The organism is Photobacterium sagamiensis (assembly GCF_050337085.1).
Classification (GTDB): Bacteria; Pseudomonadota; Gammaproteobacteria; order Enterobacterales; family Vibrionaceae; genus Photobacterium; species Photobacterium sagamiensis.
The window spans coordinates 1-25,553 of the sequence record NZ_JAKJSP010000048.1 but is presented as its reverse complement, the minus strand read 5'-3'; the positions used below and the strand labels follow the sequence as shown (position 1 = coordinate 25,553).

19 protein-coding genes and 1 pseudogene are annotated in these 25,553 nt (G+C 45.7%); 15 read left to right on the top strand and 5 right to left on the bottom strand.

The window, feature by feature from the left end; all coding sequences use genetic code 11:
- The first annotated feature begins 8 nt into the window (after nucleotides 1–8).
- From cobD to L4D76_RS21000, 15 genes are all read left to right on the top strand, one after another.
- Nucleotides 9–1,031, top strand: a complete 1,023-nt coding sequence (gene cobD, locus L4D76_RS21070) for a threonine-phosphate decarboxylase CobD (protein WP_428442840.1) — start codon at nucleotides 9–11, stop codon at nucleotides 1,029–1,031.
- 24 nt (nucleotides 1,032–1,055) lie between these two features.
- Nucleotides 1,056–1,604, top strand: coding sequence for a bifunctional adenosylcobinamide kinase/adenosylcobinamide-phosphate guanylyltransferase (cobU, locus tag L4D76_RS21065; protein ID WP_428442839.1), 549 nt, complete (start codon nucleotides 1,056–1,058; stop codon nucleotides 1,602–1,604).
- Entirely contained in the window at nucleotides 1,591–2,619 is a 1,029-nt protein-coding gene (locus L4D76_RS21060; protein WP_428442838.1) for a nicotinate-nucleotide--dimethylbenzimidazole phosphoribosyltransferase family protein, read from the top strand. Before cobU ends, L4D76_RS21060 begins: the two co-directional genes overlap by 14 nt.
- A 60-nt stretch (nucleotides 2,620–2,679) precedes the next feature.
- Nucleotides 2,680–4,146, top strand: a complete 1,467-nt coding sequence (locus tag L4D76_RS21055; protein WP_428442837.1) for a cobyric acid synthase — start codon at nucleotides 2,680–2,682, stop codon at nucleotides 4,144–4,146.
- A 12-nt stretch (nucleotides 4,147–4,158) separates the two neighbouring features.
- Nucleotides 4,159–5,493, top strand: a complete 1,335-nt coding sequence (locus L4D76_RS21050) for a cobyrinic acid a,c-diamide synthase CobB (RefSeq protein ID WP_428442836.1) — start codon at nucleotides 4,159–4,161, stop codon at nucleotides 5,491–5,493.
- Nucleotides 5,490–6,041, top strand: coding sequence for a histidine phosphatase family protein (locus tag L4D76_RS21045; RefSeq protein WP_428442835.1), 552 nt, complete (start codon nucleotides 5,490–5,492; stop codon nucleotides 6,039–6,041). The genes L4D76_RS21050 and L4D76_RS21045 overlap by 4 nt, the downstream gene beginning before the upstream one ends.
- 38 nt (nucleotides 6,042–6,079) lie before the next feature.
- Entirely contained in the window at nucleotides 6,080–6,694 is a 615-nt protein-coding gene (locus L4D76_RS21040) for a histidine phosphatase family protein (protein ID WP_428442834.1), read from the top strand.
- 141 nt (nucleotides 6,695–6,835) lie between these two features.
- Entirely contained in the window at nucleotides 6,836–9,184 is a 2,349-nt protein-coding gene (locus L4D76_RS21035) for an ATP-dependent helicase (protein ID WP_428442833.1), read from the top strand.
- Between the two features lie 357 nt (nucleotides 9,185–9,541).
- Entirely contained in the window at nucleotides 9,542–12,661 is a 3,120-nt protein-coding gene (locus L4D76_RS21030) for a DEAD/DEAH box helicase (RefSeq protein ID WP_428442832.1), read from the top strand.
- Between the two features lie 4 nt (nucleotides 12,662–12,665).
- Nucleotides 12,666–13,505 (top strand): SWIM zinc finger family protein, encoded by an 840-nt coding sequence (locus L4D76_RS21025; protein ID WP_428442831.1) that lies wholly within the window; start codon nucleotides 12,666–12,668, stop codon nucleotides 13,503–13,505.
- A 178-nt stretch (nucleotides 13,506–13,683) separates the two neighbouring features.
- Entirely contained in the window at nucleotides 13,684–14,217 is a 534-nt protein-coding gene (locus L4D76_RS21020) for a lytic transglycosylase domain-containing protein (RefSeq protein WP_428442830.1), read from the top strand.
- Between the two features lie 277 nt (nucleotides 14,218–14,494).
- The gene (locus tag L4D76_RS21015) at nucleotides 14,495–15,928 is read left to right on the top strand and encodes an acyl-CoA thioester hydrolase/BAAT C-terminal domain-containing protein (protein WP_428442829.1); all 1,434 of its coding nucleotides are present in this window, start codon (nucleotides 14,495–14,497) and stop codon (nucleotides 15,926–15,928) included.
- A gap of 589 nt (nucleotides 15,929–16,517) precedes the next feature.
- Nucleotides 16,518–17,315: a transporter substrate-binding domain-containing protein gene (locus tag L4D76_RS21010; protein WP_428442828.1), complete on the top strand. Its 798-nt coding sequence runs from the start codon at nucleotides 16,518–16,520 to the stop codon at nucleotides 17,313–17,315.
- A 68-nt stretch (nucleotides 17,316–17,383) separates the two neighbouring features.
- On the top strand, nucleotides 17,384–18,331 hold the full coding sequence (locus L4D76_RS21005; protein WP_428442827.1) for an amino acid ABC transporter permease: 948 nt from the start codon (nucleotides 17,384–17,386) through the stop codon (nucleotides 18,329–18,331).
- Between the two features lie 19 nt (nucleotides 18,332–18,350).
- On the top strand, nucleotides 18,351–19,076 hold the full coding sequence (locus tag L4D76_RS21000) for an amino acid ABC transporter ATP-binding protein (protein ID WP_428442865.1): 726 nt from the start codon (nucleotides 18,351–18,353) through the stop codon (nucleotides 19,074–19,076).
- Between the two features lie 75 nt (nucleotides 19,077–19,151).
- Here the strand turns inward: L4D76_RS21000 and L4D76_RS20995 are convergent, their stop codons facing one another.
- From L4D76_RS20995 to L4D76_RS20975, 5 genes and pseudogenes are all read right to left on the bottom strand, one after another.
- Entirely contained in the window at nucleotides 19,152–19,916 is a 765-nt protein-coding gene (locus tag L4D76_RS20995; RefSeq protein ID WP_428442826.1) for a metal-dependent hydrolase, read from the bottom strand.
- Between the two features lie 237 nt (nucleotides 19,917–20,153).
- A complete protein-coding gene (locus L4D76_RS20990; protein WP_428442825.1) occupies nucleotides 20,154–20,762 on the bottom strand; it encodes a condensin complex protein MksE in 609 nt (202 codons plus the stop codon).
- Nucleotides 20,752–22,170 carry a hypothetical protein gene (locus tag L4D76_RS20985; protein ID WP_428442824.1) on the bottom strand — a complete coding sequence of 473 codons (1,419 nt, stop codon included), beginning with the start codon at nucleotides 22,168–22,170 and terminating at the stop codon, nucleotides 20,752–20,754. The genes L4D76_RS20990 and L4D76_RS20985 overlap by 11 nt, the downstream gene beginning before the upstream one ends.
- Nucleotides 22,157–25,156, bottom strand: coding sequence for a hypothetical protein (locus tag L4D76_RS20980; protein ID WP_428442823.1), 3,000 nt, complete (start codon nucleotides 25,154–25,156; stop codon nucleotides 22,157–22,159). The genes L4D76_RS20985 and L4D76_RS20980 overlap by 14 nt, the downstream gene beginning before the upstream one ends.
- A 273-nt stretch (nucleotides 25,157–25,429) precedes the next feature.
- Nucleotides 25,430–25,553, bottom strand: a pseudogene (locus L4D76_RS20975) (transposase); the annotation flags it as partial.

The window sequence follows — 25,553 nt, the reverse complement described above, 5'->3', positions numbered from 1 at the left end:
GCGGGGCAATGATGTTAGAACATGGTGGCAACTTAATAAAATTTGCACAGCAATATCAGATGCCAGTTGCAGAGTGGCTCGATCTCTCTACCGGGGTCAGCCCGTTTACGTATCCTTGTCCGCCGGTACCTTTCGATGCATGGAATCGGTTACCCGAACTCAATGACGGACTGGAGCAGGCCGCCGCTGAATATTATGGCTGTGGATCACTGCTGGCAGTTGCGGGCTCACAAGCTGCAATTATGGCATTGCCTGAGGTTGTCGCGCAGCAGCGGGGGCGACTCGGTGTGGTTGCCTTACCGCGGGTGGGTTACAAGGAACATCAGCATGCCTGGCAAAGCTATTGCGGCGTAGACGGGGCACGGTGGCAGATTGAATATTACGAAGATATTCCGAGTACTTCGCTATTAGCACGAGCAGACATTGTTGTATGTATCAATCCGAACAACCCAACTGGTGTCAGACTGCCACTGGAGCAACTTCGGTTGTGGCAACAACAGTTGCAACAGCGGCAAGGCATGTTGATTGTCGATGAAGCATTTATCGATTGTACTCCAGAACAATCTCTGTTGACTCGTCCTCTCGATGACAATGTGATTGTCCTGCGTTCGATCGGCAAGTTTTTTGGTCTTGCCGGCGCCCGGGTCGGGTTTCTTTTCGGACAACAGGGATTGCTTGACTCAATTGCACAAAAAATGGGTCCGTGGACGATCCCCGGCCCGAGCCGTTGGATCACCCGCGAGGCGCTACTTGATAGTATTTGGCAACAACATATGTGCCAGCGTTTGGCTGATAGCTCTTCACGATTACGCACATTGTTAACGCATTATTTCACAGGCAAGATCAGTGGCACCGAGTTGTTTCAGACTGTCGCATTGCCGGATGCTCCCATGATTCACCATCAACTATGTCAGCACGCTATCTTAACTCGATTGTGTGATGAGCAAGATGCACTGCGTTTTGGCTTGCCAAGCAATGAGTTAGAATGGAAAAAACTTGAATTAACGTTATCGAAAATCACCCAACAATAATCACTCGGTCGGAAGGAATATGAGATGAAGAAGAGAATGGCTCAAGTTGAACTTATTCTCGGTGGTGCACGTTCTGGCAAAAGTAGCTATGCCGAACGCCGGGCACAGGATTCTGGGCTGACGGTGAAATATATTGCGACCGCCACAGTGCATGACGACGAAATGGCACAACGTGTCATCCATCATCAGCAACAACGACCGGCACATTGGCAGGTTATTGAAGAGCCGCTGGCACTGGCTGAAGCGATACGTTGTCACAGTACTCCCGACAGCTGCTTGCTGGTTGATTGCCTGACGTTATGGCTAACCAACTGTTTGTTTGGCGAGCACGATCTCATGTGGTCTGATGCCAAAGCACAATTGTTAGAAGCATTAGATCAGGCTCAGGGCCAAGTCATCTTAGTTTCAAACGAAGTCGGGCAGGGTATTGTCCCGATGGGGGAAATGTCGCGTCGCTTTGTTGATGAGGCCGGATGGCTACATCAGGCAATTGCCAAGCAGGCTGATCGGGTGGTCTTTGTGATTGCAGGCTTGCCGCAGGTACTGAAAGGCGCTACCAATGAATTGGATTAACTTCATTATTTTTAATGCGGCCGCACCTCTTCCCGAATTGCATCAGATCAGTGATGCCGGCGTGGGTGAAAACCTGATGCAGCTAACGCCAACCAGAGATACCGAACTGATTGCATGCGGGCGTGCAAATACCACATTAGGCGGACAGTTGTCAGCGTCGCCGGTGATAGGTTCGCAATCTGTAACTCCGGCTATTTTGGTACATGGCGTGTTGCGAGCATTGCAGAAGCAAGGCACAAAAATCCGTCTCCATTGTTATCAGCTGGGGCTTGAGCAGTTGCCTGATTTTAGCGGCAGCATGATGGATGAGATTGTCTGCCACCGCTGTGATATTGGCGAAGAAGCAAGCTTGATCCACCAGCAACTCCTTCCTGAATTAGCACGTCAGGCGAAAGCCGGAGAAGGACATGTCATTGCGGAATGCGGCGTGGGAGGTACGACGTTTGCGACTTTGTGGTTAAGACGTTGGCTGGACCAATCAATAACCCTGGCCGGGAGTACAAAAGACCCCGATAAGCTGGCAATTAAAGAGCAACTCCTCGCGCGGCTGGGACAAGAATTTGCCCATTTGCCATGTGATGTCCACCAGTTTCTGCAACATAACCAAGCATCTGATCCCATCCAGCGCGCGCTTTCTGCCTTATTGATGACACCTTGCAGCGACAACACTGCGCTGGAATTGAAACTCGCGGGCGGAATGATGTTTGTAGCGCCTTTGCTGGCGATTGGCTCCGATGCCATCAAGCACAGGTTAAAGATCTCGATGACGCGTTGGGTGCTCGAGGGCAATGATGCGCAGGCCGTGCTGTCGAAATTACCTTCGGCTTATACGGTAACACCATCAACGACTGATTTTGGTCGCTCATCTTACCGCGCCCTGCATTTATACGAGCAAGGGTATGTCGTTGAGGGCTGCGGGTTGGGGGGATGTTTGGTACTGGCTGAGCAAAGCGGGTTATCACAACAGCAAATCATGGACAGCTTAGATGCGGCGGTAAAGCCGTGGCTGGAATAATACTGATTGGTATAAATCGCCACGGATGTAGTTAATCACCACTTTTTTGGAATTCTATTTATGCAATTAACAACTCAAGCTTTGATGGTTCAGGGAACAACGTCCGATGCCGGAAAAACAGTTCTCGTCGCGGGTTTATGCCGTGTGCTGGCAAGACGTGGTATTGTCGTTGCCCCTTTTAAGCCGCAAAATATGGCTCTTAATAGCGCTGTCACTATCGATGGCGGCGAAATCGGACGTGCACAAGCCGTACAAGCATTTGCGTGTGGCATTGAACCAACAACCGATATGAATCCGATATTACTCAAGCCCAACACAGACATCGGCGCTCAGGTTATCGTTCATGGAAAAGCACGGCAAGACATGGATGCCGTGGCCTATCACAACTATAAGCCCGTTGTGATGGGCGATGTCATGGACTCTTTTGCCCGGTTACAGCAGCAGTATCAAACGATCATTATCGAAGGGGCCGGCAGCCCAGCTGAAATTAACTTGCGCGAACATGATATCGCCAACATGGGCTTTGCTGAGCGTGCGGATGTCCCGGTGATCATTGTGGCAGATATCGATCGGGGTGGGGTATTCGCCCACTTATATGGCACCCTGGCGCTGCTTTCAGAATCTGAACAAGCGCGCGTGGCAGGTTTCGTTATTAACCGTTTCCGCGGCGATATCAGTTTACTAGAGTCGGGTTTAACCTGGCTGGAAGAGAAGACAGGAAAGCCGGTATTAGGCGTGTTGCCTTATCTGCATGGCCTGATGTTAGAAGCTGAGGATGCGATCAATATCAATCAGCATAAAGGTGATGGTGAACTGTTAAAAGTGGTGGTTCCCGTTCTGCCTAGGATCAGCAACCATACCGATTTCGATCCTTTGCGTATGCATCCGAACGTTGACTTAGTATTTGTGCACAAAGGCCAGCCATTGCCACCTGCCGATCTGATTATTATACCGGGCTCGAAAAGCGTTCGTAGCGATTTGGCCTTTTTACGTGAGCAAGGCTGGCAGCAACAAATTGCCCGTCATTTGCGTCTCGGGGGCAAGGTCATGGGAATTTGTGGCGGTTATCAAATGCTCGGGCGTACGGTGGCTGATCCTGCCGGTATCGAAGGCGAGCCGGGTGTCAGTGAAGGGCTGGGTTATTTAGCCATTGATACCGAGCTTAAAGCCCATAAGCACTTGCGTCAGGTAAAAGGGACGTTGCAATTGCCTGAACAGCAACCGGTAGATATTACGGGTTATGAAATTCATGCTGGTGTGACCGAGGGAGTCGCGAGTGATGCACCGGTGCAGTTAGACGGCGGTCCTGATGGCGCCCTGGATATGGATAATCAGGTCTTCGGCAGCTATGTTCACGGTATTTTTGAATCGGAAAAGGCTTGTCAGGCCATTTTGCAATGGGTCGGTTTACATAATGCGCAAGGTGTTGATTTTGCGACATTACGTGAAGAAGGCATCGATCGCGTTGCCGATGCCATTGAAACGTCATTGGATTTGAAAAAATTATGGCCAGAGTTCGAGCTATAGGTGGAAATAACAATGAGTAACTCAACCGTACATTGCCCGGCATTAGTTGTTACCGCACCTTCATCGGGCAGCGGAAAAACCACCGTAGTTGCGGCCCTGGCTCGTCACTTTCATTTACAAGGAAAGAAGGTCCGGGTATTTAAAACCGGGCCGGATTTTATCGATCCGCGTTTTTTAGAGTTTGCTTCGCAACAACCGGTTTATCAGCTCGATTTTTGGATGTGCGGCGAGAAACACTGCAAAGCGTTAATTGCAGAGGCAGCGAAAGAAGCCGATCTGATCCTCATTGAAGGCGTAATGGGCATGTTCGATGGCCACTGCTCAAGTGCTGATATCGCGGCCCGGCTCGGCATTCCGGTTTTGGCTGTGATTGACGCGGGAGCCATGGCACAGACGTTCGGGGCACTGGCCTATGGTCTTGCCAATTATCGAGATGATATCGAGATGTTTGGTGTGGTCGCCAATCGTGTAGGCTCAGTCCATCACGCCAAAATGCTGCAAGAAAGCCTGCCGGAAAATCTAGCGTTTTGTGGATGGTTACCGAAAGAGAGTGAGATCACCTTACCGGAACGTCATTTAGGGCTGGTTCAGGCCGATGAGCTGGAAGATCTTGAGCAACGATTAGATCGGGCGGCAGAACTGATTGGTGAATTTGGTAAAGTCACGTTACCGGCACCGATGGCTTTTGATGATGTTAGTGCTGATACGGTCTTGCCCCATTTAGCGGGTAAAACCATCGCCATAGCCCGTGATCGCGCATTTAGCTTTATCTATCGGGCAAATATTGAGCTTCTACAAGCGATGGGAGCAGACGTGCAATTCTTCTCACCGGTCTCGGGTGATGGTTTGCCTGATTGCGATGCGCTGTATCTGCCCGGTGGTTATCCTGAATTATCGACCGGTGCGCTGGCGGAAAATCAGACGCTAATTGCGCAGATTAAACAGCATGTTGAGCAAGGGAAACCGTGTCTGGCGGAATGTGGAGGGATGCTTTATCTCAACCGCTCACTGACGACGTTAGATGGCACAGCAACCATACTAAGCGGCGTGTTAGATGCCGATTCAGCCATGCAGCCGAAACTGGCTGCACTTGGTATGGTCGAAGCGACTTTTAGTCACGATAACAACACTCGCAATAACAGCTACACATTACGTGGACATACTTTCCATTATTCAACCACCGAATCGAATGAGCAGGTCTTAACTCAACCTGTGTCTCAGCGTGGCCGTAAAACCGATCCGGTATGGATGAAAAACAACCTGATTGCCTCTTATATCCATTGGTACTTCCCGTCAAATCCAAAATTGGTTGCCGATATATTTCTAGGCAAAGTGGCAGAGCAATGAAGCTGATTTTGTTACGTCATGGCCAGACGCAATGGAATATGGCCCGGAAACTTCAAGGCTGGCGCGATAGTCAATTAACCCCTCAAGCCAAGCGCCGGCTTGCAGCGTTGCCGGGTGCCAAGCTTCAAAACGCGGTTATCTACAGTAGCGATTTGGGGCGGGCACAGGCAACTGCACGTATTGCAGCTAATATTACCGGCAGTCATATAGTGACTGATTGGCGGTTACGTGAACGGTGTTTCGGTATTTTAGAGGGAAAAAATATTATTGATCACGAGGCTGGCGGGGCGCATTGGCAAGCCTATCATCAGCGTTATCGTACCCCGATGGCGGATGTTCCGGGGGTTGAATCGGAGTTACAGCTTGAACAGCGCATCATGAGCTGGCTTGATGAGGTTGGTGAAAAATATAAAGGACGTAACGTGCTGGTGGTCAGTCATGGCGAATGGTTACGGGCACTGCGTAATATCATATCCGGAACGCCTTCGTGGCATCAAGGGGCGGGGATCACGAGCAATGGTGAGCCTGCCGTAATCTCATTTGTATAACCTGATTTTAACCGTAATTAGATATAATAGGCGTAGTTATGACGACCACAACAATAGAGTTATTACGGCATGGCCAGCCAACAGATAGTGACTGCATGCGAGGAAGAACAGATGTCTCTCTTAGCCCGGCAGGGTGGGAGCAGATGCAGCACGCTTTGGATCGCCAGCCAGAGAGTACTTCGGGTATCGATTGCATTATTACCTCACCGCTTGTTCGTTGCGCAGCGTTTGCCAAACGATTCGGGCAACAGGCAGAGAAGCCGGTAAAAGTTATCGATCAGTGGCAAGAAATTGATTTTGGTGACTGGGATGGTATTCCCTACGCGCAGTTATGGCAGCAAGAGAAAGAACGCTTAAGTCTGTATTGGGCTGATCCCTGGTCGCATACGCCTCCCAATGGTGAGGATCTGGTTGCGTTTGATAGCCGAATTCGAAATGCATTTCAGCAACTACTCCGTGATCACGCCGGGAAACATCTGTTAGTGGTTACTCATGCTGGTGTAATGAGACAACTTATTCAGCAACTGCTCAAGCTACCGAAGGACGATACCCATTTAAGCCGCATTGAACTTCCTTACGCGTCGAGGATCAAGATAACGGTCTATATTGATGAAGATCAGCAGCAATGGCCGCGCCTGCATTGGCCTGTTTAACCGAATTCGATTAAATCTTTGATTCCAGCTTGCCATTTTCATAGGAACGATGAGTTGCTGATGCTGTCATAGTTGGGAATATTGCGCTTAACTATGGCAGAATCCTCTTTATTCGAGAGATTTTGAGATCTGGTTGCACCCATGGCAAGTTTTACCCCTGAGCAAAAAGCATTTATTCATCATCAAGCCGGAAATGCTTTATGTGTAGCGGGAGCCGGAACGGGGAAAACGACCACGCTGGTGGGGCTTATCAAGCATAAACTGGCTAGCATACCGGCAAGTTCGATGCTGGTTCTGATGTTTAACCGGGATATTCGCACCGATTTTCAACACAAGCTGCAAACATCCGGGATCACCGATGCCGTCCCGGTCCATACCTTTCACAGTTTTTGTCTAAAGCTGCTGAATCAGACCGGATACTTAAGAGAAACGGGTTACCAGCTCGATTTTCAGGAGGGTGATCGGGATAAAGGATTGGCCAAATCCGTGCTTCGAACGATGGCTGGGCACGAGAAAGCGTATCAACGCCAGCAGATGATCAAAGATCCTAAGTCAATCGAACTTCTCATGAGTTTTATTGGCTTAGTCAAAGCGCATATGATGCCGCCGAAGGAAGTGTTCGAATTATCTGATATCAACCGTGAATACCGGTTTATTATTAATGCGTACTGGCAGTTTGAGACGTTACGGAAAGAACACAAATTACTGTTCTTTGATGATTGGCTTGTCGAATCAGTCAATGTGCTCAAAAACTCAGAGGCAATACGGAACTACTATCATCAACAATTCCAATTGATTGTGGTTGATGAATTCCAGGATATTAATACGGCGCAGTATCAATTATTAAAGCAGCTGCTAGGGCCGCAAGCTCAGCTGATTGCCGTTGGTGACGTCGATCAGTGTATTTATAAGTGGCGTGGAAGTGCACCGCAATTCATGCTCAACTTCGAAACCGATTTTTCGCCAGCGAGTACTTACTCACTGTCGAGAACATTTCGATTTGGTCATAGCCTTGCGCTGTCGGCAAGCCATCTTATTGCTAATAACAAACAACGATTTCATGATTTTTTGACCGTCTCGCACGACAATGTTGCCGATACTCAAGTTGAAGTGACGGGAAGTGCGCGTCAGGTCGGGGAAATCGTGCAATCTATTCAGGCATATATTACTAGTGGTGGTGATGCCTCCGATGTTGCGATTCTGGTCAGGCGCTGGTCTCAGACCTTACTGTTTGAACTGGCATTTTTAAGCAAGCAGATTGCTTATCAGATGCCGGTTCCCTCTGTGTTGGCCAATAGCCGTGAAGTGAAGTTACTGATCGATCTGATGTCTGTTGCAACCGGTCGTTATGATGAATTGAGTCATCAGCAGAAATCAACGCTGCTGTTTAACCTGTTATGTTTTCCGCACTGTTATGTACCGAATAAGCAACTGCGTCCGATCTGTGACGAGCTGGCCGTAATACCAACAGGAAAGTGGGCTGTGTATATTAAGAACCACGAGACTGCGGGCCGTGACAGTAAATTTGATAACTTGACCGACAGGCTTGATCTCATCGTGCGATTAGCGCGAAAAGGGGCGTTCAAAGCCTTAGATGTCTATCGCCAGTATCGAAGAGAAAGCCAGCTTGACAACTGGATCTGGAAAACAGAAGCGACAGCCTCAGAAATTGAGGAAGCGATTGAGCGATTAAACAGTATTGAGACGGTGCTGGAATCGATGGATCAAAACTGTGAAAAAGCCTTACAGTATTTTGAGTATTATTCGCAACAATCAGCCTCAATGAACAAAAACCCTCAAGGCATTCAGCTTACAACGATCTTCCGTGCGAAAGGTTGTGAATATAATCAGGTTTATCTGCCTTATTGGGATAAAGATGCTTTCCCTTACGTGAATAAGTCGGCAGTCAGTATTTCTGCTGATACGGAAGAAGAACGCAGGCTGGCTTATGTTGGGCTTACCCGCGCCAAGAACATCGCAAAAATCTACTACAGTGTGCCCAGTAGCGGTGCAAAAAACAGTTCCGGCAATAAAGCACAGCAAATGAAAAACGCGAGCTCTTTTGTACCGGAAGCCAAAGTCGACATCGCCTGCGAACTGGGCCCTCAGTTATACCAAACGGGCAAATTGCCACATCATAAATCCCCCATTGTTTATGAATACTATAAGCGCCTGGGTCGGTTGGATGACGTTTTAGAGCCTGAGCCTGTAAAACATGAACCCCTACAAGAAGCGGCGATGGCTGAATTGAGTAAAGCCTTACAACCACTAAGTGAAAGTGACTCTTACAGTTATGTATGGGCGCTGGAACAACCGATCCCGAAAAATGCTGAAAAAGTTATTCGTGCGCTGGTAAAAACCAAAACGGCAAAGTATCTCGATTCAGAAATAGCGCGCGTTCTTCGTGAATTAAAATCAGCACAAGTGACCAAGAAAAGCGTGCTGGTGAACCGATTGATTGTTGTTGCGAGGGCTAGGGCGAGGCGGTGAGTGAACTGTATATACCCAAGTAACCTCAAGATGCTCGTTTCAGCGAGAATTTATTGGCTTCTAGGCAAGGCGCTGATTTGAAGACATAGTTGTTCTACGTCACAAATCAGCAACGCAGCATAGGAGCCAATAAAACTCGCCCTTTGGGAGTGAGTCAGCGAGCCCACTTCTGCGTCAAATGAGCTTGAAATGAATGACCATTCCTGTACTCATTTCCCTTGAATTGAACTCGCTGAGCTCACTCTGAATCCTGCATCTTGAGGTCACTTGGGTATAAGCGTAACTGTGGTAGTCACCAATACCGTAAGTGATGCATAATGAGGACAAGACTAAGCGATTGATCATAAATATAAGAAAATGAAGATAATACATGGTTTTTGGAACCCCTCTTCAGGGGAAGATTTCATTCAAACGGGTCAATTCTGTATCTGGGTTGAGACGGAACATGCGACATGTCAGAGTGGCGGTGATATTCATCCACGCCACTTACAAGGTATAGCGTTAAATGAATTTCTGCAGACTGAGTTGAAATTTACTCAGGGCCCGAAATCATCGTTATCTCATTCGTCTATTCATCCGTTTATTTATCCGTTTAGTCATAAAGGTATTCTGCTGCCGTCAGGCTCCAGTGATCAGAGCAACGAGACACCATTAGCATCGCCAGAACTGAGAAGTGGTCTGGTTGGCAATGACGCGCCTCAAGAAATTTCTCTAAAGACTTGGCAGGTTGAGTGCTTACCACTGGATCTGCCCTTGCAGGCAATAAATCAAATCCATTTCCTTAGTTGTTATCAGACTACTGACGTGCGTCTTGGCAGCGATTTTCTATTTTGGTACTACTTTAGCCAGTCAATCAAGCAAGTGATCTATAAAGATCAATACATTCCGGCCCTCTTGCAGAGTAAGGCTGTTGAGGGGGCTAACAACAAGATTTATCGGAATTGGCAGATTGTTTCGGCTGGCTATGAAGCTTTATTAGAACACGCGATCAAACAGATGCCCCTTGTTTGTTCGCAAGGGTTCGAGCCACAGAGCCTGCTGCGGCACTTTTCCGAGGAAACAATCAACGAGACTCTAGATAGAGCAAACGCCAAAACGCCGCAAAGCACGCAGAAAAAGTTTGCCAATACTTTGCTGGAAGATTTCTTTTCGCCAAATCATTTAATGGGTTCCGGAAACGTTTTGCAGGCTGAGTTTGAAAAGTGGCATGCCTGGCAGCAAGAAGTGAGTGAGTTAACTAAAAATAACAGTATTCAGCTCTGTTTTCGGCTCCATGAAGCCGAGACGGAAGAGTCGGACAATTGGTCAATCCATTTTATCGCAGTGTCCCGTCAGCCCCCCTCTTTCAAGCAGGATTTATCCGCTTATTGGGCCTTGTCAGCGAAAGAAAAAAGCGATCTTGAAGCTGTGATGGGAGACGATTTTGAACATCAGTTGCTATTAAGTTTGGGTGCTGCTGCGCGTATTTACCCGAAGTTATGGCAGGGCATGGCGACGCGCCAACCAGAGGGCGTGCAACTGACATTGGATGAAGCGTTTGAGTTTTTAAAAGAGAGCGCGTGGGTATTGGAAGATGCCGGCTTTAAAGTCATGGTGCCGGCCTGGTGGACGCCGAAAGGTCGTCAGCGAGCCAAAATCCGACTCCGAACAGGTACGGGAAAAAGTGCGTCATCTTCTACAACAAGTAGCAAAGGCCTGTTGTCGTTAGATAATCTGGTTGATTACCGTTATGAGCTCGCGATTGGCGATCAGCCGCTGACACCGAATGAGTGGGATCAACTATTGGCTGCGCAAACCCCGTTGATTCAGTTTCGTGGTCAATGGATGGAATTAGAGCCAGAGAAAATGCAATACATGCTGGAATTCTGGCAACAACACGGCAATGACAGCTCACAGGTATCGATGCCTGAATTGCTGAAAAAGCTGGCGGAAGAAGATGAGATCTTCGAGCTCGATCCAAGCGATAGCCTTGCTGCCATGCTGGATAAACTGGTTAATGATGCGGAACTGGAACCGATAGACAACCCGGAACGACTCAATGCCGAACTGCGTGATTATCAGAAGCGCGGCGTGTCATGGTTGCGTTACCTTGAGCAACTGGGGCTTAACGGCTGTTTAGCGGATGACATGGGCTTGGGTAAAACGATCCAGGTGATCGCGAATCTTGTTCTCGCTGAAAACGAAAAATCAGGGCCAACGCTGCTGATTGCACCGACATCGGTAATGGGTAACTGGCAAAAAGAGGTCGAAAAATTTGCTCCGCACCTGAAAACAGCTATTCACCATGGCACCAAGCGGATAAAAGATGCCGATGAATTCGAAGATTTTTGCTTCGAGCAAGATATGGTTATCACCTCCTATAGTCTGGTGCGCAAAGATATTAAGTTGCTAGAGATGGTTGACTGGCACCGTATCGTACTGGATGAAGCGCAAAATATTAAGAATCCGAAATCAGCACAAACTAAGGCGATCTTTAAGCTGAACGCGAACTCTCGTCTGGCTTTAACCGGTACCCCGGTTGAAAACCGACTGATGGATCTCTGGTCGATATTTAACTTTTTAAATCCCGGTTATCTCGGCACCCAAGCACAGTTTCGTAAAGCCTATGAATTACCCATTCAGCAGGCTAACAATGCGACCCAATCAGTATTGCTGAAAAAATTGATCGAGCCGTTTATCTTACGCCGCATGAAAACCGACAAGAACATCATCAAAGATCTGCCTGATAAAGTTGAAAACAAGCAGTACTGCAACCTCAGCAAAGAGCAGGCAGCGCTCTATGAAGTGGTCGTGAATGATGTGGCGAAACAGCTTGAAGAAAAAGAAGGCATTGCACGCCAGGGCTTAATGCTGTCTACGCTTATGAAGCTCAAACAAATCTGTAATCATCCGATGCAGTTCTTACAAGATGGCAGTGAATTTTCGCCCGAGCGTTCCCATAAACTGGAACGCATTGGCGAGATGATTGAAGAGGCACAATCGGAAGGTGACAGTGTGCTTATCTTTACCCAATTCACTGAGATTGGCGAACAGCTGATCCGCTATCTTGAGCGGGAAAAACGCGTTAACTGTTATTACCTGCATGGTGGTGTTTCACGGAAAAAACGTGAAACCATGATCAGTGAATTCCAGGATCCGACAACTGAGCCGTCGGTATTTGTTCTGTCACTCAAAGCGGGTGGTGTCGGTATCACCTTAACCAGGGCTAATCACGTTTTCCACTTTGATCGCTGGTGGAACCCTGCGGTTGAAGATCAGGCAACCGACCGAGCCTTCCGTATTGGTCAGAAAAAGAATGTCTTTGTCCATAAGTTCATCACCATGGGCACGCTTGAAGAGCGTATCGATGAGATGATTGAAGATAAAAAACAGATAGCAGACAGCATTGTCGGCAACGATGAAAGCTGGTTAGCCAAACTGGACAATGAAGCCTTTAAATCGCTTATTGCGCTAAACAAACAGTCGATAATGGAGTAGGGCAATGAGCACAAAAAGTAAAACCTGGTGGGGCCAGAAATTTATCGATGCATTGGAAGGCTTTACCGACAGTGGCCGCTTGTCTCGAGGCCGGGCGTATCGGACAGATAAGCGTGTCAAACAATGGGACATCAGCGGCAGCAAAGTAACCGCTAAGATCTTGGGTAACGCGAATCCTTATTTTGGTGTCGACGTAGCGCCCACTTACACAACGAACGTAGCGCTAACTCCTATTTCACAAAAGGAGTGGGATAAAGTGCTGGCGTCAATTGGTGATAACGCCGCCTCTATTTGCAAGCTGATGATGAACGAGATGCCAGATGACATTGAACTGTTATTTAAGGCTGCGAAACTGAATTTGCTACCAGTCAGCTATAAAGACTTTAAAGTGTCGTGTTCTTGCCCTGACTATTCCGTGCCTTGTAAGCATATCGCCGGGGTCTGTTATCGGTTGGGTGAGCAGTTAGATAACGATCCGTTTTTACTGTTCGAACTACGCGGTCTGTCGCGTGAAAAGTTACACCAAGAGCTGGCGCGCTCATCGTTGGGAAAAGTATTGCTGCAATCACTTCAGACCAAGGAGCGCGTGCCGCCATCTCATAGTAGCTATTTTACTCGCCCTAAAAAGGCCGATGTGCCAGAGTTGGTTGATGTCAGAAGCTTTTGGCATGGAAAAGAACCGATACCGTCTGAGATCGAACCTGTCAGTGAGACCATCATCCCGGCACTTATTATCAAAAAAGGCGGTGATTATCCTTCATTCTGGGATCGCGATAATTCGTATATAGAATCGATGGAAGAGTTATATCTGCGTTTGCGAAAGAACAGCCATAAATTTTTATGACCCACCATCTATGATCTATCCCTGCCAGGGAGAATGCTATAAACTCTGCGGCGATTTATGTGGTACATAACAGCTCCCCGGCATATAGGTAAAACAAACAATGAGGAAGCACGCATGCCTACTCCTACTCCTCTTGCTATTTTCTAACGCATCGAAGGCGATACCAGAGAACGACATTGTGTTGAATCTTATTGCCAGCGATCAGCCGAAGTCTTCACATTCATTGGTCGCTGATGTTCCCTCGGGCTGGGGGGCAGGCCTGTTTGCTGACGTGCAAACGAAAAAAAAACCACGGTTTTATGATTTGGTTTCGCGTTACACCAGACAGTACAACGTACCGGCAGCTCTGATCCTGGGGATCATCAAGGCGGAATCAAATTTTAACCCGAACGCAGTGAGTCACAAGGGGGCTAAAGGGTTGATGCAGTTGATGGATAGTAATTCCCGCCATTGGCAGATCAATCCGTTCTTACCTGAGCAGAATATCAAAGTAGGAACTGCAATGATGGCCCGGTTGCTCAAAATGTATCAGGGCAATATCGATATGGCACTTGCGGCCTATAACGCAGGTGAGGGCACGGTAAGAAAGTACCGTGGCATCCCCCCTTACAAAGAAACCCAGCAGTACATCAAACGGGTTAAACATAACATGAAGCTGTACGTTGAAATTACCCCGGCAGTGGGAGCATTTCCGTCGCTGTTTCAGCAGTAAATGTTTACCGATTGTTATTCCTCTGAAATATCAAAAATTCCCGCAGCTTCAAGCCATAAGTACCTAATGCTTCGCGCTTTTTTCTTGCGCCTCAGTACACATCCAACTGAGGCGATGAACCCCACTCCACTCTGTACAAATCCGTTCTATCAAAACATTGAATATTAGCTGTATTTTCTGCTGCATTCATCGTTATATTGTTCCCTGGTCACTAAATATTCAATTAATTGATGATAAATTAATTGAATATAGGGAAAGGACTTTAAAGGGAATTACTATGCATGTGCCTCATATATTTTCGAAAAAACGTTTTTTAGCATCACTACTGGCCTTGGCGGTATCAGGGCAAGCGATGGCGATAAGTCATTGGCATGATGTTCGAATCTACAATAAAGGGGATGAAGCCCTTTATGATGGCAAGCTTTGGCAGGCTAAATGGTGGTCACAGGGGCAAAAACCCATAGATGGTGAGCAAAGTGCCTGGATGGAGCAGCATGAAAAAACGGTATCGTCGTGGAGCCAGACTAAGGTATATACCGGCGGCGACATGATGCTGTCTGATGGCAAAATTTGGCAGGCTAAATGGTGGAATGAAGGCCAACCACCGACGCAACAAGAGGGAGATGTATGGTCCTATGTCAGCGATCTCAATATCAAGGTCCTCTCTTCGACCGAACAGCAAGTTGAAGTGTCGATCACAGACACGATTGCAAATGCTAACTTCAATTACATTGTCAGTGTGGCCATTCCGGTCCCTGCGGGTTGGCAATTTGTGGAAAGTAGACAGCGGCCAGATCAGCCTACTCCTGGAATTCAAAAAGATGCTCATACCGATATTGTGCGGGTTGAAAATGGAGTCGCACAGGTAACAGCAATTCCTGAGACGGGCACGCTGACCCTGGTGCCTGAAGCCACTGGCGAACATGTCGGATTTACCGGTCGTGTCGTGGATAACGGTGAGATCGTGGCGGACTATTTCTATAATAAACACAGAGCCAACAAGCAGCCTTTGATCCTGCTGGGCGGCTCTCGTGGCGGTAAAACCTGGAGTGGCGACGGTGATTTCAAACAAAATCGCCGAGATCTGGTTCAGCAGGGCTATGCTGCACTATCTATGGCCTATTTTGGGCTTGAAGGGTTACCGGCTACCCTGGAAAATATTCCTTTAGAAGTGTTTGAGCAGGGCCATCATTGGTTGACAGAGCAGCCTGCCGTGAACAGTCAGGATATTGCGGTGATGGGAATCTCAAAAGGTGGAGAGATGTCCCTGTTGCTGGCCAGTAAATATCCGGAAATTAGAGCTGTGGTGGGAATTGTGCCTGCGTCCAATGTGTTTGAAGGGATTGGTATGAAAGGAGTCAGTTCCTGGACCCATGGCAGTGAGCCGATCCCTTTCGCGCCTTTTGTGCCTAAAGATACTTTAGTTAACTCATTCCGGGCGTCGCTGGCTGATCCAGCTATTGCGGCCATGTCGGCAATCCCGGTTGAGCAGATGAATGCGGCAGTATTGTTGCTTTCAGGCAAGCTGGATCCTGTCTGGCCCTCTTACGATATGTCAGAAACTGTGATGCAGCGATTACGTGATCACCGTTATGCTTACCCATTTGAGCATGTATATGCTGCCGATAAAGGCCATGATATTGGTGCCTATCCTGAGTATTGGGCAAAAGTGCTGATGTTTTTATCAAAAAATTATCCAGTTAAACCCTGATCCGGCCATCACTCATTCCACTTTTTGAATTCCGCCAAGGGCGCCGTGATAAGGCGCCCTTATATGATTTCTGATATTTGATTGAGGAAAGCCCCTAAATACCGAGAGGTTGCTCTGTGACTAAGCCGGGCTGGTGTCGAAATGCGACATGCGCATCATCATGACTTTCAGAACAGTATCAATAAATCCTCATTGCAGTTTCGAGATGCCGGAATTCAGCCGCATATTGCCGAATCGTATGAGTCATATAACGTGACGGATATCATTTAATTTTTAATATTATTAGTACAAAACCATTCTAAGAATAAGTTTTCTAAAATTCTGAATATTATCTCATTTTCAAAGTATTCACGGGTCTGGTGTTACTGATGGGGTGGTAATGACTCTAATAGCCATGTATTACCATCAATCATATCGCCAAAAGGTGCTTGTTGTTAATATCCTTACTGTTATTTGTTTCGTGAGTGTTTGAATTTGTGGTGGTTAATTTGTTATAAAAACAACGGTGTCGTATTGATGCTGGTGAATTTGTAACTAATTTGCTGTTTAAATTAAATATTTATGCAGCGCTAACTATACAGGGATGTCTATGCGCAAATTATTTGGTGGTTTTGTCGCTGCTTTAGCACTTCTTACTACGTCAGCTACAACGTCTGCCGGTCCTATCCTCGATGATATTGCGAAATCAGGTGAGTTGCGGGTTTGTTTTGATGCTGGTTATATGCCGTTTGAAATGAAAAGTAAAAATGGCTCTTTTATTGGGTTTGATATCGATATCGGTAAGTTAATGGCACGTCAGATGGATGTGAAATATGTGCCGATTAATACGGCCTGGGACGGAATTATACCAACCCTGCTTACGGGTAAATGCCATATGATTAATGCCGGCATGACAATCAATGCTAAGCGTAATATGCGAGTCAATTTCGCTGATCCGTATATTGTCGTTGGTCAGAGTATTTTGCTTAATCCTGAGCTTGAAGGGAAAATCACCAGTTATAAAGATTTGAATGATAGTAAATACACCATTGCGACTAAGCTGGGTACGACGGGTGAGCAAGCAATTAAACGTATGATCAGTAAAGCCAAGCTAAATGTATTTGAAACCCAGTCTGATGCGGTACTTGAAGTGGCAAACGGTAAGGCCGATGCGTTTATTTACGACATGCCGTTTAATGCTATTTATGCATCGCAAAACGCAGGCAAAGTTGTGCATCTGGAGCAGCCATTTACGTTCGAACCATTAGGTTGGGCTGTCGTACAGGGCGATAACGATATGCTGAATTTTTTAAATAACTTCCTTCGTCAGATTAAAGGCGATGGTACGTATGATCGCGTCTACGCTAAGTGGTTTAAAAACGACCGTTGGTTGAAGCAAGTGCAATAACCATCATCGGCCAGGCGGCAGCGTCTGGCCGACTTGTTTTAATCTCCCAACTCCTAATGGAAGAAGTTATGTTTAGGACGTCGAATCGTTGGCTGTGGCACGGCATTTTTTTTGTTATTCTCGGGTTCTCCTTTCTTGGTGTGTATCAATCCTCCAAACAAATAAATTACAACTGGCAATGGGAAAGGGTAACACCTTATTTGCTAGATACCTCTCCTCTGGAAATCAGAGCTGGCGGTGATGGAACTGTTGTTGTTAATGACAATGGCTCACTGGCCGTTGATCTTGATTTCGACGATATCCCTCAACAGGTGAAGATCTATGATGAACGTTTAGTTGAAGACGGCGACATTGTATTTGAGGGAGATATTATTGCGCGCTCAGAACATTGGTCAATCGGCCCATTAGTGTTCGGGCTTTGGGTGACACTGAAAATATCGGTTATTTCTTTATTCTTCGCTGTCATTCTCGGTTTAGTCGCGGGACTCATGCGGATATCGGATAATCCGGTTACCAAGAACTTCTCATTTCTTTATGTTGAAATTATCCGCGGCACGCCTTTACTGGTACAGATATTCATCGTCTACTTTTTCATAGGTACGATAATGGATTTGGAACGGTTTACCGCCGGTGTCGTTGCATTGTCGATTTTCACCGGAGCGTATATCGCAGAGATTATTCGTTCTGGTATCCAATCCATTCCACCAGGCCAGATGGAAGCGGCCCGTTCTCTCGGCATGAGTTACCCCAAGGCAATGGTTTATGTGATATTGCCTCAGGCATTTAAACGCACGCTGCCGCCGATGGCCGGACAGTTGATCACATTAATTAAAGATTCCTCTTTAGTCTCTGTCATTTCAATTACAGATCTCACTAAAGCCGGTCGTGAAGTGATCAGCGGGAGTTTTGCCACGTTCGAAATCTGGTTCGTGGTAGCGGGGTTATATTTGCTTTTAACCACTTCGTTATCTTGGTTTATTCAACGCATTGAAAAAAGGTTAGCGTCCAGTGACTAGAGATTACAACGGCGATGAGATGATAGTCGCGACCCAAGTCGACAAAATATATCCGAATAACTGTCATGCGTTGAAAAAGGTCAGTGCGACCATCAAGCGGGGGGAAGTGGTCGTGATTATCGGCCCATCGGGCTCGGGTAAGTCTACTTTTCTGCGCACGCTTAATCAGCTGGAAGATATCAACTCTGGCAATATCATGATTGATGGTATGGATATGTATGCCCGTGGAACAGACATTAACGCCCTGCGTGAAAATGTGGGTATGGTGTTCCAGTCATTTAATCTGTTCCCTCACAAGACAGTGAAGGGCAACGTAATGCTGGCACCATTAACCGTGACCAAACGGACAGCGAAAGAGGTTGAAGAGCAAGCAGAAAGCCTGCTATATCGAGTTGGTTTAGCTGAAAAAATGGATGTATATCCCTCTCACCTTTCTGGTGGACAGCAGCAGCGCGTTGCCATTGCGCGTGCATTGGCAATGAAGCCTGATATTATGCTGTTTGATGAGCCAACATCAGCGCTTGACCCAGAAATGGTCGGCGAAGTACTGGATGTAATGAAAGCTCTCGCAGCAGATGGCATGACTATGGTGGTGGTTACCCACGAAATGGGATTTGCCCGGGAGGTCGCCGACAGAGTGCTGTTTATGGAAGAGGGGGAATTGCTGGTAAGTGATACGCCAGAAAATATTTTCGATAGCGCAAAACATTCTCGATTACAGCAGTTCTTATCCAAAATACTGTAGTTATACCAATTGGTTTTATAATCCTTTAAACCACCGCCGAGGCGGTGGTGATTCATGTATAAAGTGTGGGCGGCACTATGCGGTATTTGAAAAGCCCTGAAAAATATCAGCCGTCGAGGTAATAAAGTCACGCAGGCAATACGAGACGGTTTTTAAATTTAGCCATGCGGGACGGAACTGAAAGTGTTGCCAATCTGCGAGTAAACTCAGTGTTGAATCATAGGGTGGGGCCGATACGTACAGTGCGATAATAGCCGCGATTTGAGCCAAACTGATCACCGGGTTTCGCAGTGAAATAATTTTCAGCGCAGTGCCAAATGATGACTTGATCTTCCTGTTTGCCAGATCGACGCTACACACTTCATCCAAAAGAAGATGCAATACGCCACCTGCGGTTACAAAGAGACCAGATAGCCAGCTGGTGGTATCGCTATATCCCATCAAACGGGATAAGCAAACAATACACATCCCCAGTAATACAATAAACGCCAACGAATGACAGCATCCGCGATGTATAGTGATTTTTTCAAATAGTGATTTGGCACCGTAGCGGATAAAAGCATAGAGCGAAACCGCATACAGGATCAATTCAAGCATAGTGACATGGGGGTAAATATGGCACACCATCACAAAGCTGCAGATCCCCGCCAACAGCCCGAATAATGTATTCATCGACGTTGAATTGTCAGAGTCAATATCGGGTAGTAGCCCGCCAATCGCGCCTACGAAAGCGAGCCATAAGGCGGTGATCGGTTGGATATGGCCTGCTGACAGCAATGCCGTCGCAGCAAGACCACTGGCGATAGCGGCATAGTTCAGATGGGTGCTGAAATTAGCCACTTATTGCCGTTCACTGTGAAGTGTAAAGAAACGACTAGCATGAGGCATTACTGTAGCTATGGTTTTCATCTGCACCTCACTAATTGACTGGATGTATATCCAGTATTATGGCGCAAATCATGGCGACATCAATGAAAACGGATGAAATGGCGATTGAAAATCATAAATGGCCGATTATTTAAGCGTTAGTACCTCTAGTGCTATAGTAACAAGCCAGTGATAGTCTGTGAGTTAATCTCATCCCACAGGCCTTTCATTCTCAGGGCGAGAGCTGTAACTATCGACAAGTTTATTGAGGAAGTATTGACCAGCTGACGTTAAAATCAGATTGTTATGGTGGTTATAAAAAGCAATGTTTCTTTTTACCAGAAAACTCAATGCATCCTCCCAACCTTCTAGCTTACATGCTTTTAGAATATCAAGAGATCCACTTTGCGCTTTTAAATAAATGAGGTCGTTGTCATCAATACCGTATTGGATAGAGGATAGATGCTCAAGATTAAATCCACGGCGGGTAAAGATGTTACCGAGAAGAATCAATGTTGCTTGTATTTTCAAAGCCGTTGCATCGGATTCATCTTCATCTAAATTTAGACCACGGATATAAAAAAAATCACCTTCAGGTTCAAAAACCAACTCAGATCCTATGTGGCTATATAAAGTTGTGTAGTGATCTAAGTGGTTAAATAATGACTGGTATAGATGCGATTCTGTATAAGAGCCTGTGCCATTATTAAACAGAAATTTGGTGATGACCTTGCCGGCTTGAAAGGCTTTGTATACATTTCGGCTATCTTTTGCGCTTACAAGGTCAAAACTACTGAAACGTTGATGTTCATTTGTCATTACTGTTTTCTCCCTGAGATTCAAAACGTATTACTTGGTAACGGTATGCTTGTTGTCCATCAGCAATTTTTCTGCGCTTTAATGTTGTAACAATGTTATTACGTGTCGTTTTGAAACGATTGATAACTAATAGTAGATCCGTGAGCTGGTAGGTTAAGTGATGGCTCGATAGCATGATACTCAGGCGGGGGTGAATATGGGCATGAAGATCAGGCGTATCAACTAATCGCATTTTATCTGCTATTTCTAAAATAAGGCTGTCACGCCTGAGACGATTGGTTTGTGTTCGATTAATTGTTGCAGAATCGGCTTGCCCGATAGTAAATGACATCAATTTTGCATCATCAATACGCAGTTGTAGCTGACGCCAAAAACCATCAAGGTAGCTTTCTGTTGAAAATATATTTAGTCGCTTAGGCTGATTTTTTGAATTATTTTTAAGCCCAAGCACGAAATCATTATTCTTAACCCATGACGATGAATCTTGAATATAGAATCGATTGAGTCGTTTCGTTAATGTCTGTGAATACTCTGCTTTTAGGGCGCTGTATGCCGCTTCCATCGCATTGTATTCTCTGACCGTTCGGTGGTTCTTTCTGAGAAAAGCCTGAACTTCACGATTACATTGTTCGATAGGTTGGTAACTTTGAAGTAGATTTAGCCCCAGTAGTAAAAGATCATTGGCATCTTCATAGCGTTGGTGGCTTTCGAATTTTTCTCTAATGCTATCGATGACTTGATGAAGGTTACCTTTTTCTACCGCGTAATGAGGGTCAAGAAATTGAAGAGCGGGTGTAATGGAACGGAGCGATAGCTGGCTTGCTTCGCGAAACATTGTCAGCTTATTTTCGATGAAGTTTTGTTCTGACTGGGTGGTTTCTTTTGCAATCTGGCTTAATCGCTGTGATAGCTGTTTCATTTTTAGTTCATTTGAACGTAGTTTACTGCGTATTTCGACGATATGCTCAAAGATGAACTGTCTGGTCTCTCGAAAATCATCATTTTGATCGCTAAATGATAAGTTATCTAACGCGTCCCGAAGCTCCTTTAAGCGGCTTAACATAGCTTTAAACTCAATATCACTGAGCTCTTTTACCAGCTCACTGTTACATAGCCGTAATAAGGTGATTAAAGAGGGTTGAAAAACCATGACGCCTTCACCTAAGTGCAAGTCAGCAAGAAGGTTTGCCTGTTGTAAGTTCTTTACACTGAAGGCAATATTCACTCTTCTTTTTTCTGATTCATCTTGATTAACATAGCGGCGAATATAATCGGCCAACATCAGTTCGTAGCTATGAATTAAGATATTGTTATGGCCACGGCTATCCATCAACGTGATAATGCGATCCATTAGCTGTACATGATCAAAAAGGATCTTTGTCGTTGTTAGGGTGTCAAAGTGTTTCATCGATGACCTCTGCGTGAGAGATGTGTTCATCGAATTTCGCATCTTCAGTTAATTGCATTTCTGGATCATCTAAAGGGCCTAATGACTCCAATGCGCCCCAATAAACGATGCGCCGTTCCTGACTAAAGAATTTGTCAGCTTGTATGTCTCCAATATTGCAGTGGTTTCCAACCGCAGCAATAACATCAACACCGACGGCCCGGGTTGAAGCGCAAAAGAGAGTAAAGCCTCTTGTTTCAGCTTCTTTTAAAACCGGAGGAATTTGGGGCGGATCGATAGTTGGCAGCTCATCCATAACATAGGGGATATGGTACTTAACGCCGGGCTTGAAGAGCCTTTGCATCAAATATTGAACTATCGCCAGCGTCGTTAGGCTGGTTGTACTATTGCTCTGTGGCTTATCGAGCCAACGTTCTGAACCAATAATTTTATAGCTGATATCAACATTCAGAATGATGTCTTCTAGTGTTAATGTCTGACTTTCTCCTCGGGCGAAAAATTCTTGGCAGAAGTTAACCAAACTGCGGTAGAAACTCTCACCCAGTGATTGTTCAGCATAAAAGTCGACCGCCTGTATTTCTGATACCAGTTTTTTGAACCGGTTATCGAGGCTGATGGAAAATTTTAGGCCAGATAAATTATTGATATTTGTTTCGTTGAGATCTTGATTGAGGTTTCGTTGGAAATGTTCAATTAATGTCACATTATCAATCAGCGTTTGTGTTTTTGTATTGAGCAGGTGATTATGTTCGGTATAGGCGTGCTTTAACGCCGTTTTCTTTTCCGGAAGCTCGCGATAAACCAGTTTTAGCGATTCCATGCCTTCTTTAACATGTTGTCCGCTTGGCGATTGGCTCATGGCAATACGATGTGGATCGTGGATAATTTGCTGTTCAAAGAATACCCGTAATCCATTTAGTACGTTTTCTCTCAGTTTCCTCGCCTGTTCAATATCGTTTTCCAATGTTTCAACAAGCTCTTTCGTTGGCGAACATACCGTCGCTAGGGCATGTTCTTCATATAGTCGACCTTCATGGTATTTTTGAAGTTGAGCCAATGATGTCACAATGGCATTTATCTCATCAGATTGCTTCAATAAGAGTGTTTGAGCATCTTGATGTTTTTTGTGTGCTGCGTCAGTTTTTGTCACCTGACTTTGACACTCAATTATTTTTTGTTTTGCTTGAGTAAATTGCTTTTCCGCTTCAATCAGGTGTTCTTTTTTATCGTGGAGATCTTGGCGGGTTTGCTGAATGCCATTTAATAACCCTAAGTCATTTCTCGCTTCCGTAACTTCACGCTTCAGTTTATTCAGTACATTTGCTGGCTCAGACTGATACTGCTGTATATCAACGATTTGGTTGTTACAGTCTTGTAGTTTTCTTTCAAGAGAAGCAATGTTTTTTTGCAGTTGTTTTTTTGTGCTGAAGGGGTGTTTTTTCCAATATTGTTGGTGAAAGGAAATTTGTTCATCATCAACGTTAAATAATTCGCCAAAATGTTCAATTTTCGGTATCGCTTGGCGTAACTCCTCGTCAGACAATACTTCTATCATCATATCGGGGATTAATGTCGCGATAACGTCTTGTGCATGAGGTGTCAGGTGGCTGCCAAGAAGGCGGTTGATGTGCTCAATCTTCTCATTATCCGCAAAAAGCTTGTTTTCCAGGTTTTCTTTATTTTTTTGTAGTTCCTGTCTTCGATGTGCATTATCTACATTGTTTTGAAGAACGGAAAGGCGCTTCTCTCTCTCTTGCCGGTATTCTTCAAGGCTCAGAATGACTTCGTTTATTTGAGTGCCGGGCTGCCGTGCGCAAATGACATTTACCTGATCAATGCGTGATTTGAATAATTGAATGTCACCTTTAATGCCTTTGCCGTTATTTACCTGATCTCCGTTGTTACCTATGGTTATTTCCAGCTCTTTAGCTTGGGTACTTATTTGCTTGAGGCTTTGTTTCGCTTGTTCAAATGCTTCATTGCTGTGAAAGACCTTCTCTGCAAGTGGTTTGCTATTTTCATTCAGCGTTTGCGCTAGTTTTCGTGCTGAAAAAAACAAGCTGTTCCAGCGAATATTTATATCATGCAGGCGATTTAAATTGTTGTATTGCTGAAGTAGGAGATTATATTTATCTTCTAACCCTTCGACATTAGCAATATAAGCAGTATCTGATTCTAGGCGGCGGTGCTCTTCTTCGATAGCTTCAAGATCGAGTTCAAGGTTATCGGTTTCATCACGCTTTGATGCCTCAATTAACGCTGCAATTGATTTTGCCAGTTGCTTTCCATCGGTCGTATCTTCAAACATCATATGGGTCATGGTGCGCAAAGCGTTGAGGGTAGAATGGTCTACTTTTTTGAGAGGCAACAGAGCGAAGCGTCCCGTTTCAGGATCTAAAGCGCGTTCAGGGTAGAGAAGCTGGCTCACCTGATCGCGATTCTGAGCGTGTACTGTTCCCGGATACGTTTTCTTTAGTTGTTCTCGCATCAATGTTGGTGAAAATTGTGCTTCTGGGCAACCACAATCACCTACAGACTTATTCCAGATAAAAGGTGAAATGGCATCTAATCGGGCGGGAACAAACAAGCGTTCATAACGGAGAGCGCCGCGTCCAACAAACAATATTTGGCAGTGATAACCAAAGGCATTCTCTACTTCTAAAATCAACATGGAGTTGGCGGCAGGAAAGTAGAACGAATGGCTTTGCTCACCAGAGTAATAGCCAGATTTATGTGCAAATCGAAACTTTTTTTCGGCTTTTTTTAAAGAGTCCTCAGGAAGCAGAAAGAGTTTTAGCGCCTGAAGTGCTGCGGATTTCCCTGTATTCCCTGGCGCAATGAGCAGCATATGTAAATCAAGCGGAAGTTCGCAATAGCAATAACCTGCACTATCAATTAAAGCAATACGTACCGGTCCAAAGGCATCACCTTGCTCCCCTAAGCCTTCAAGGCCTAATTGATCTTCACTGTGTATCAGAGTCGTCATTCATTATCTCCATGATTCAAGGTGAGCAGCATTTCTTGTTCCATAAACTGTTTTGTGTGCCGAAATAACCTTACCAGAGGAAGGAAGTTATATTTTTCTGCGGTTTTAATTGCTGAAGCCAGACGGTCGTCGCTTTCAGGAGAAAGAAGAAAACAGTCCTTAAGTAAGTAACTAAGAAAAACTTATTTCAAATAAGTTGCCATAGCCATCTAACAAGGCAGCGATTTCTGCTTCCAGTGTTTCTTTACTCCAAGTAATAAAGCGGCGTCTGTAATACTTGGCCTGTTTCCAAAGGATTTCGATCAGATTCAATTCCGGACTGTATACCGGAAGATAGACCAATATCATGTAATGTTGCATCAGCCAGTGTTCTAGGGTTTTCTGATCGATCCCATGG

What these genes read in the sequence shown, in the direction of transcription:
- cobD (WP_428442840.1), top strand. Translation starts at nt 9, where the DNA reads ATGATGTTAGAACATGGTGGCAACTTAATAAAATTTGCACAGCAATAT.
- cobU (WP_428442839.1), top strand. Translation starts at nt 1,056, where the DNA reads ATGAAGAAGAGAATGGCTCAAGTTGAACTTATTCTCGGTGGTGCACGT.
- L4D76_RS21060 (WP_428442838.1), top strand. Translation starts at nt 1,591, where the DNA reads ATGAATTGGATTAACTTCATTATTTTTAATGCGGCCGCACCTCTTCCC.
- L4D76_RS21055 (WP_428442837.1), top strand. Translation starts at nt 2,680, where the DNA reads ATGCAATTAACAACTCAAGCTTTGATGGTTCAGGGAACAACGTCCGAT.
- L4D76_RS21050 (WP_428442836.1), top strand. Translation starts at nt 4,159, where the DNA reads ATGAGTAACTCAACCGTACATTGCCCGGCATTAGTTGTTACCGCACCT.
- L4D76_RS21045 (WP_428442835.1), top strand. Translation starts at nt 5,490, where the DNA reads ATGAAGCTGATTTTGTTACGTCATGGCCAGACGCAATGGAATATGGCC.
- L4D76_RS21040 (WP_428442834.1), top strand. Translation starts at nt 6,080, where the DNA reads ATGACGACCACAACAATAGAGTTATTACGGCATGGCCAGCCAACAGAT.
- L4D76_RS21035 (WP_428442833.1), top strand. Translation starts at nt 6,836, where the DNA reads ATGGCAAGTTTTACCCCTGAGCAAAAAGCATTTATTCATCATCAAGCC.
- L4D76_RS21030 (WP_428442832.1), top strand. Translation starts at nt 9,542, where the DNA reads ATGAAGATAATACATGGTTTTTGGAACCCCTCTTCAGGGGAAGATTTC.
- L4D76_RS21025 (WP_428442831.1), top strand. Translation starts at nt 12,666, where the DNA reads ATGAGCACAAAAAGTAAAACCTGGTGGGGCCAGAAATTTATCGATGCA.
- L4D76_RS21015 (WP_428442829.1), top strand. Translation starts at nt 14,495, where the DNA reads ATGCATGTGCCTCATATATTTTCGAAAAAACGTTTTTTAGCATCACTA.
- L4D76_RS21010 (WP_428442828.1), top strand. Translation starts at nt 16,518, where the DNA reads ATGCGCAAATTATTTGGTGGTTTTGTCGCTGCTTTAGCACTTCTTACT.
- L4D76_RS21005 (WP_428442827.1), top strand. Translation starts at nt 17,384, where the DNA reads ATGTTTAGGACGTCGAATCGTTGGCTGTGGCACGGCATTTTTTTTGTT.
- L4D76_RS21000 (WP_428442865.1), top strand. Translation starts at nt 18,351, where the DNA reads ATGATAGTCGCGACCCAAGTCGACAAAATATATCCGAATAACTGTCAT.
- L4D76_RS20990 (WP_428442825.1), bottom strand. Translation starts at nt 20,762, where the DNA reads ATGACAAATGAACATCAACGTTTCAGTAGTTTTGACCTTGTAAGCGCA.
- L4D76_RS20985 (WP_428442824.1), bottom strand. Translation starts at nt 22,170, where the DNA reads ATGAAACACTTTGACACCCTAACAACGACAAAGATCCTTTTTGATCAT.
- L4D76_RS20980 (WP_428442823.1), bottom strand. Translation starts at nt 25,156, where the DNA reads ATGACGACTCTGATACACAGTGAAGATCAATTAGGCCTTGAAGGCTTA.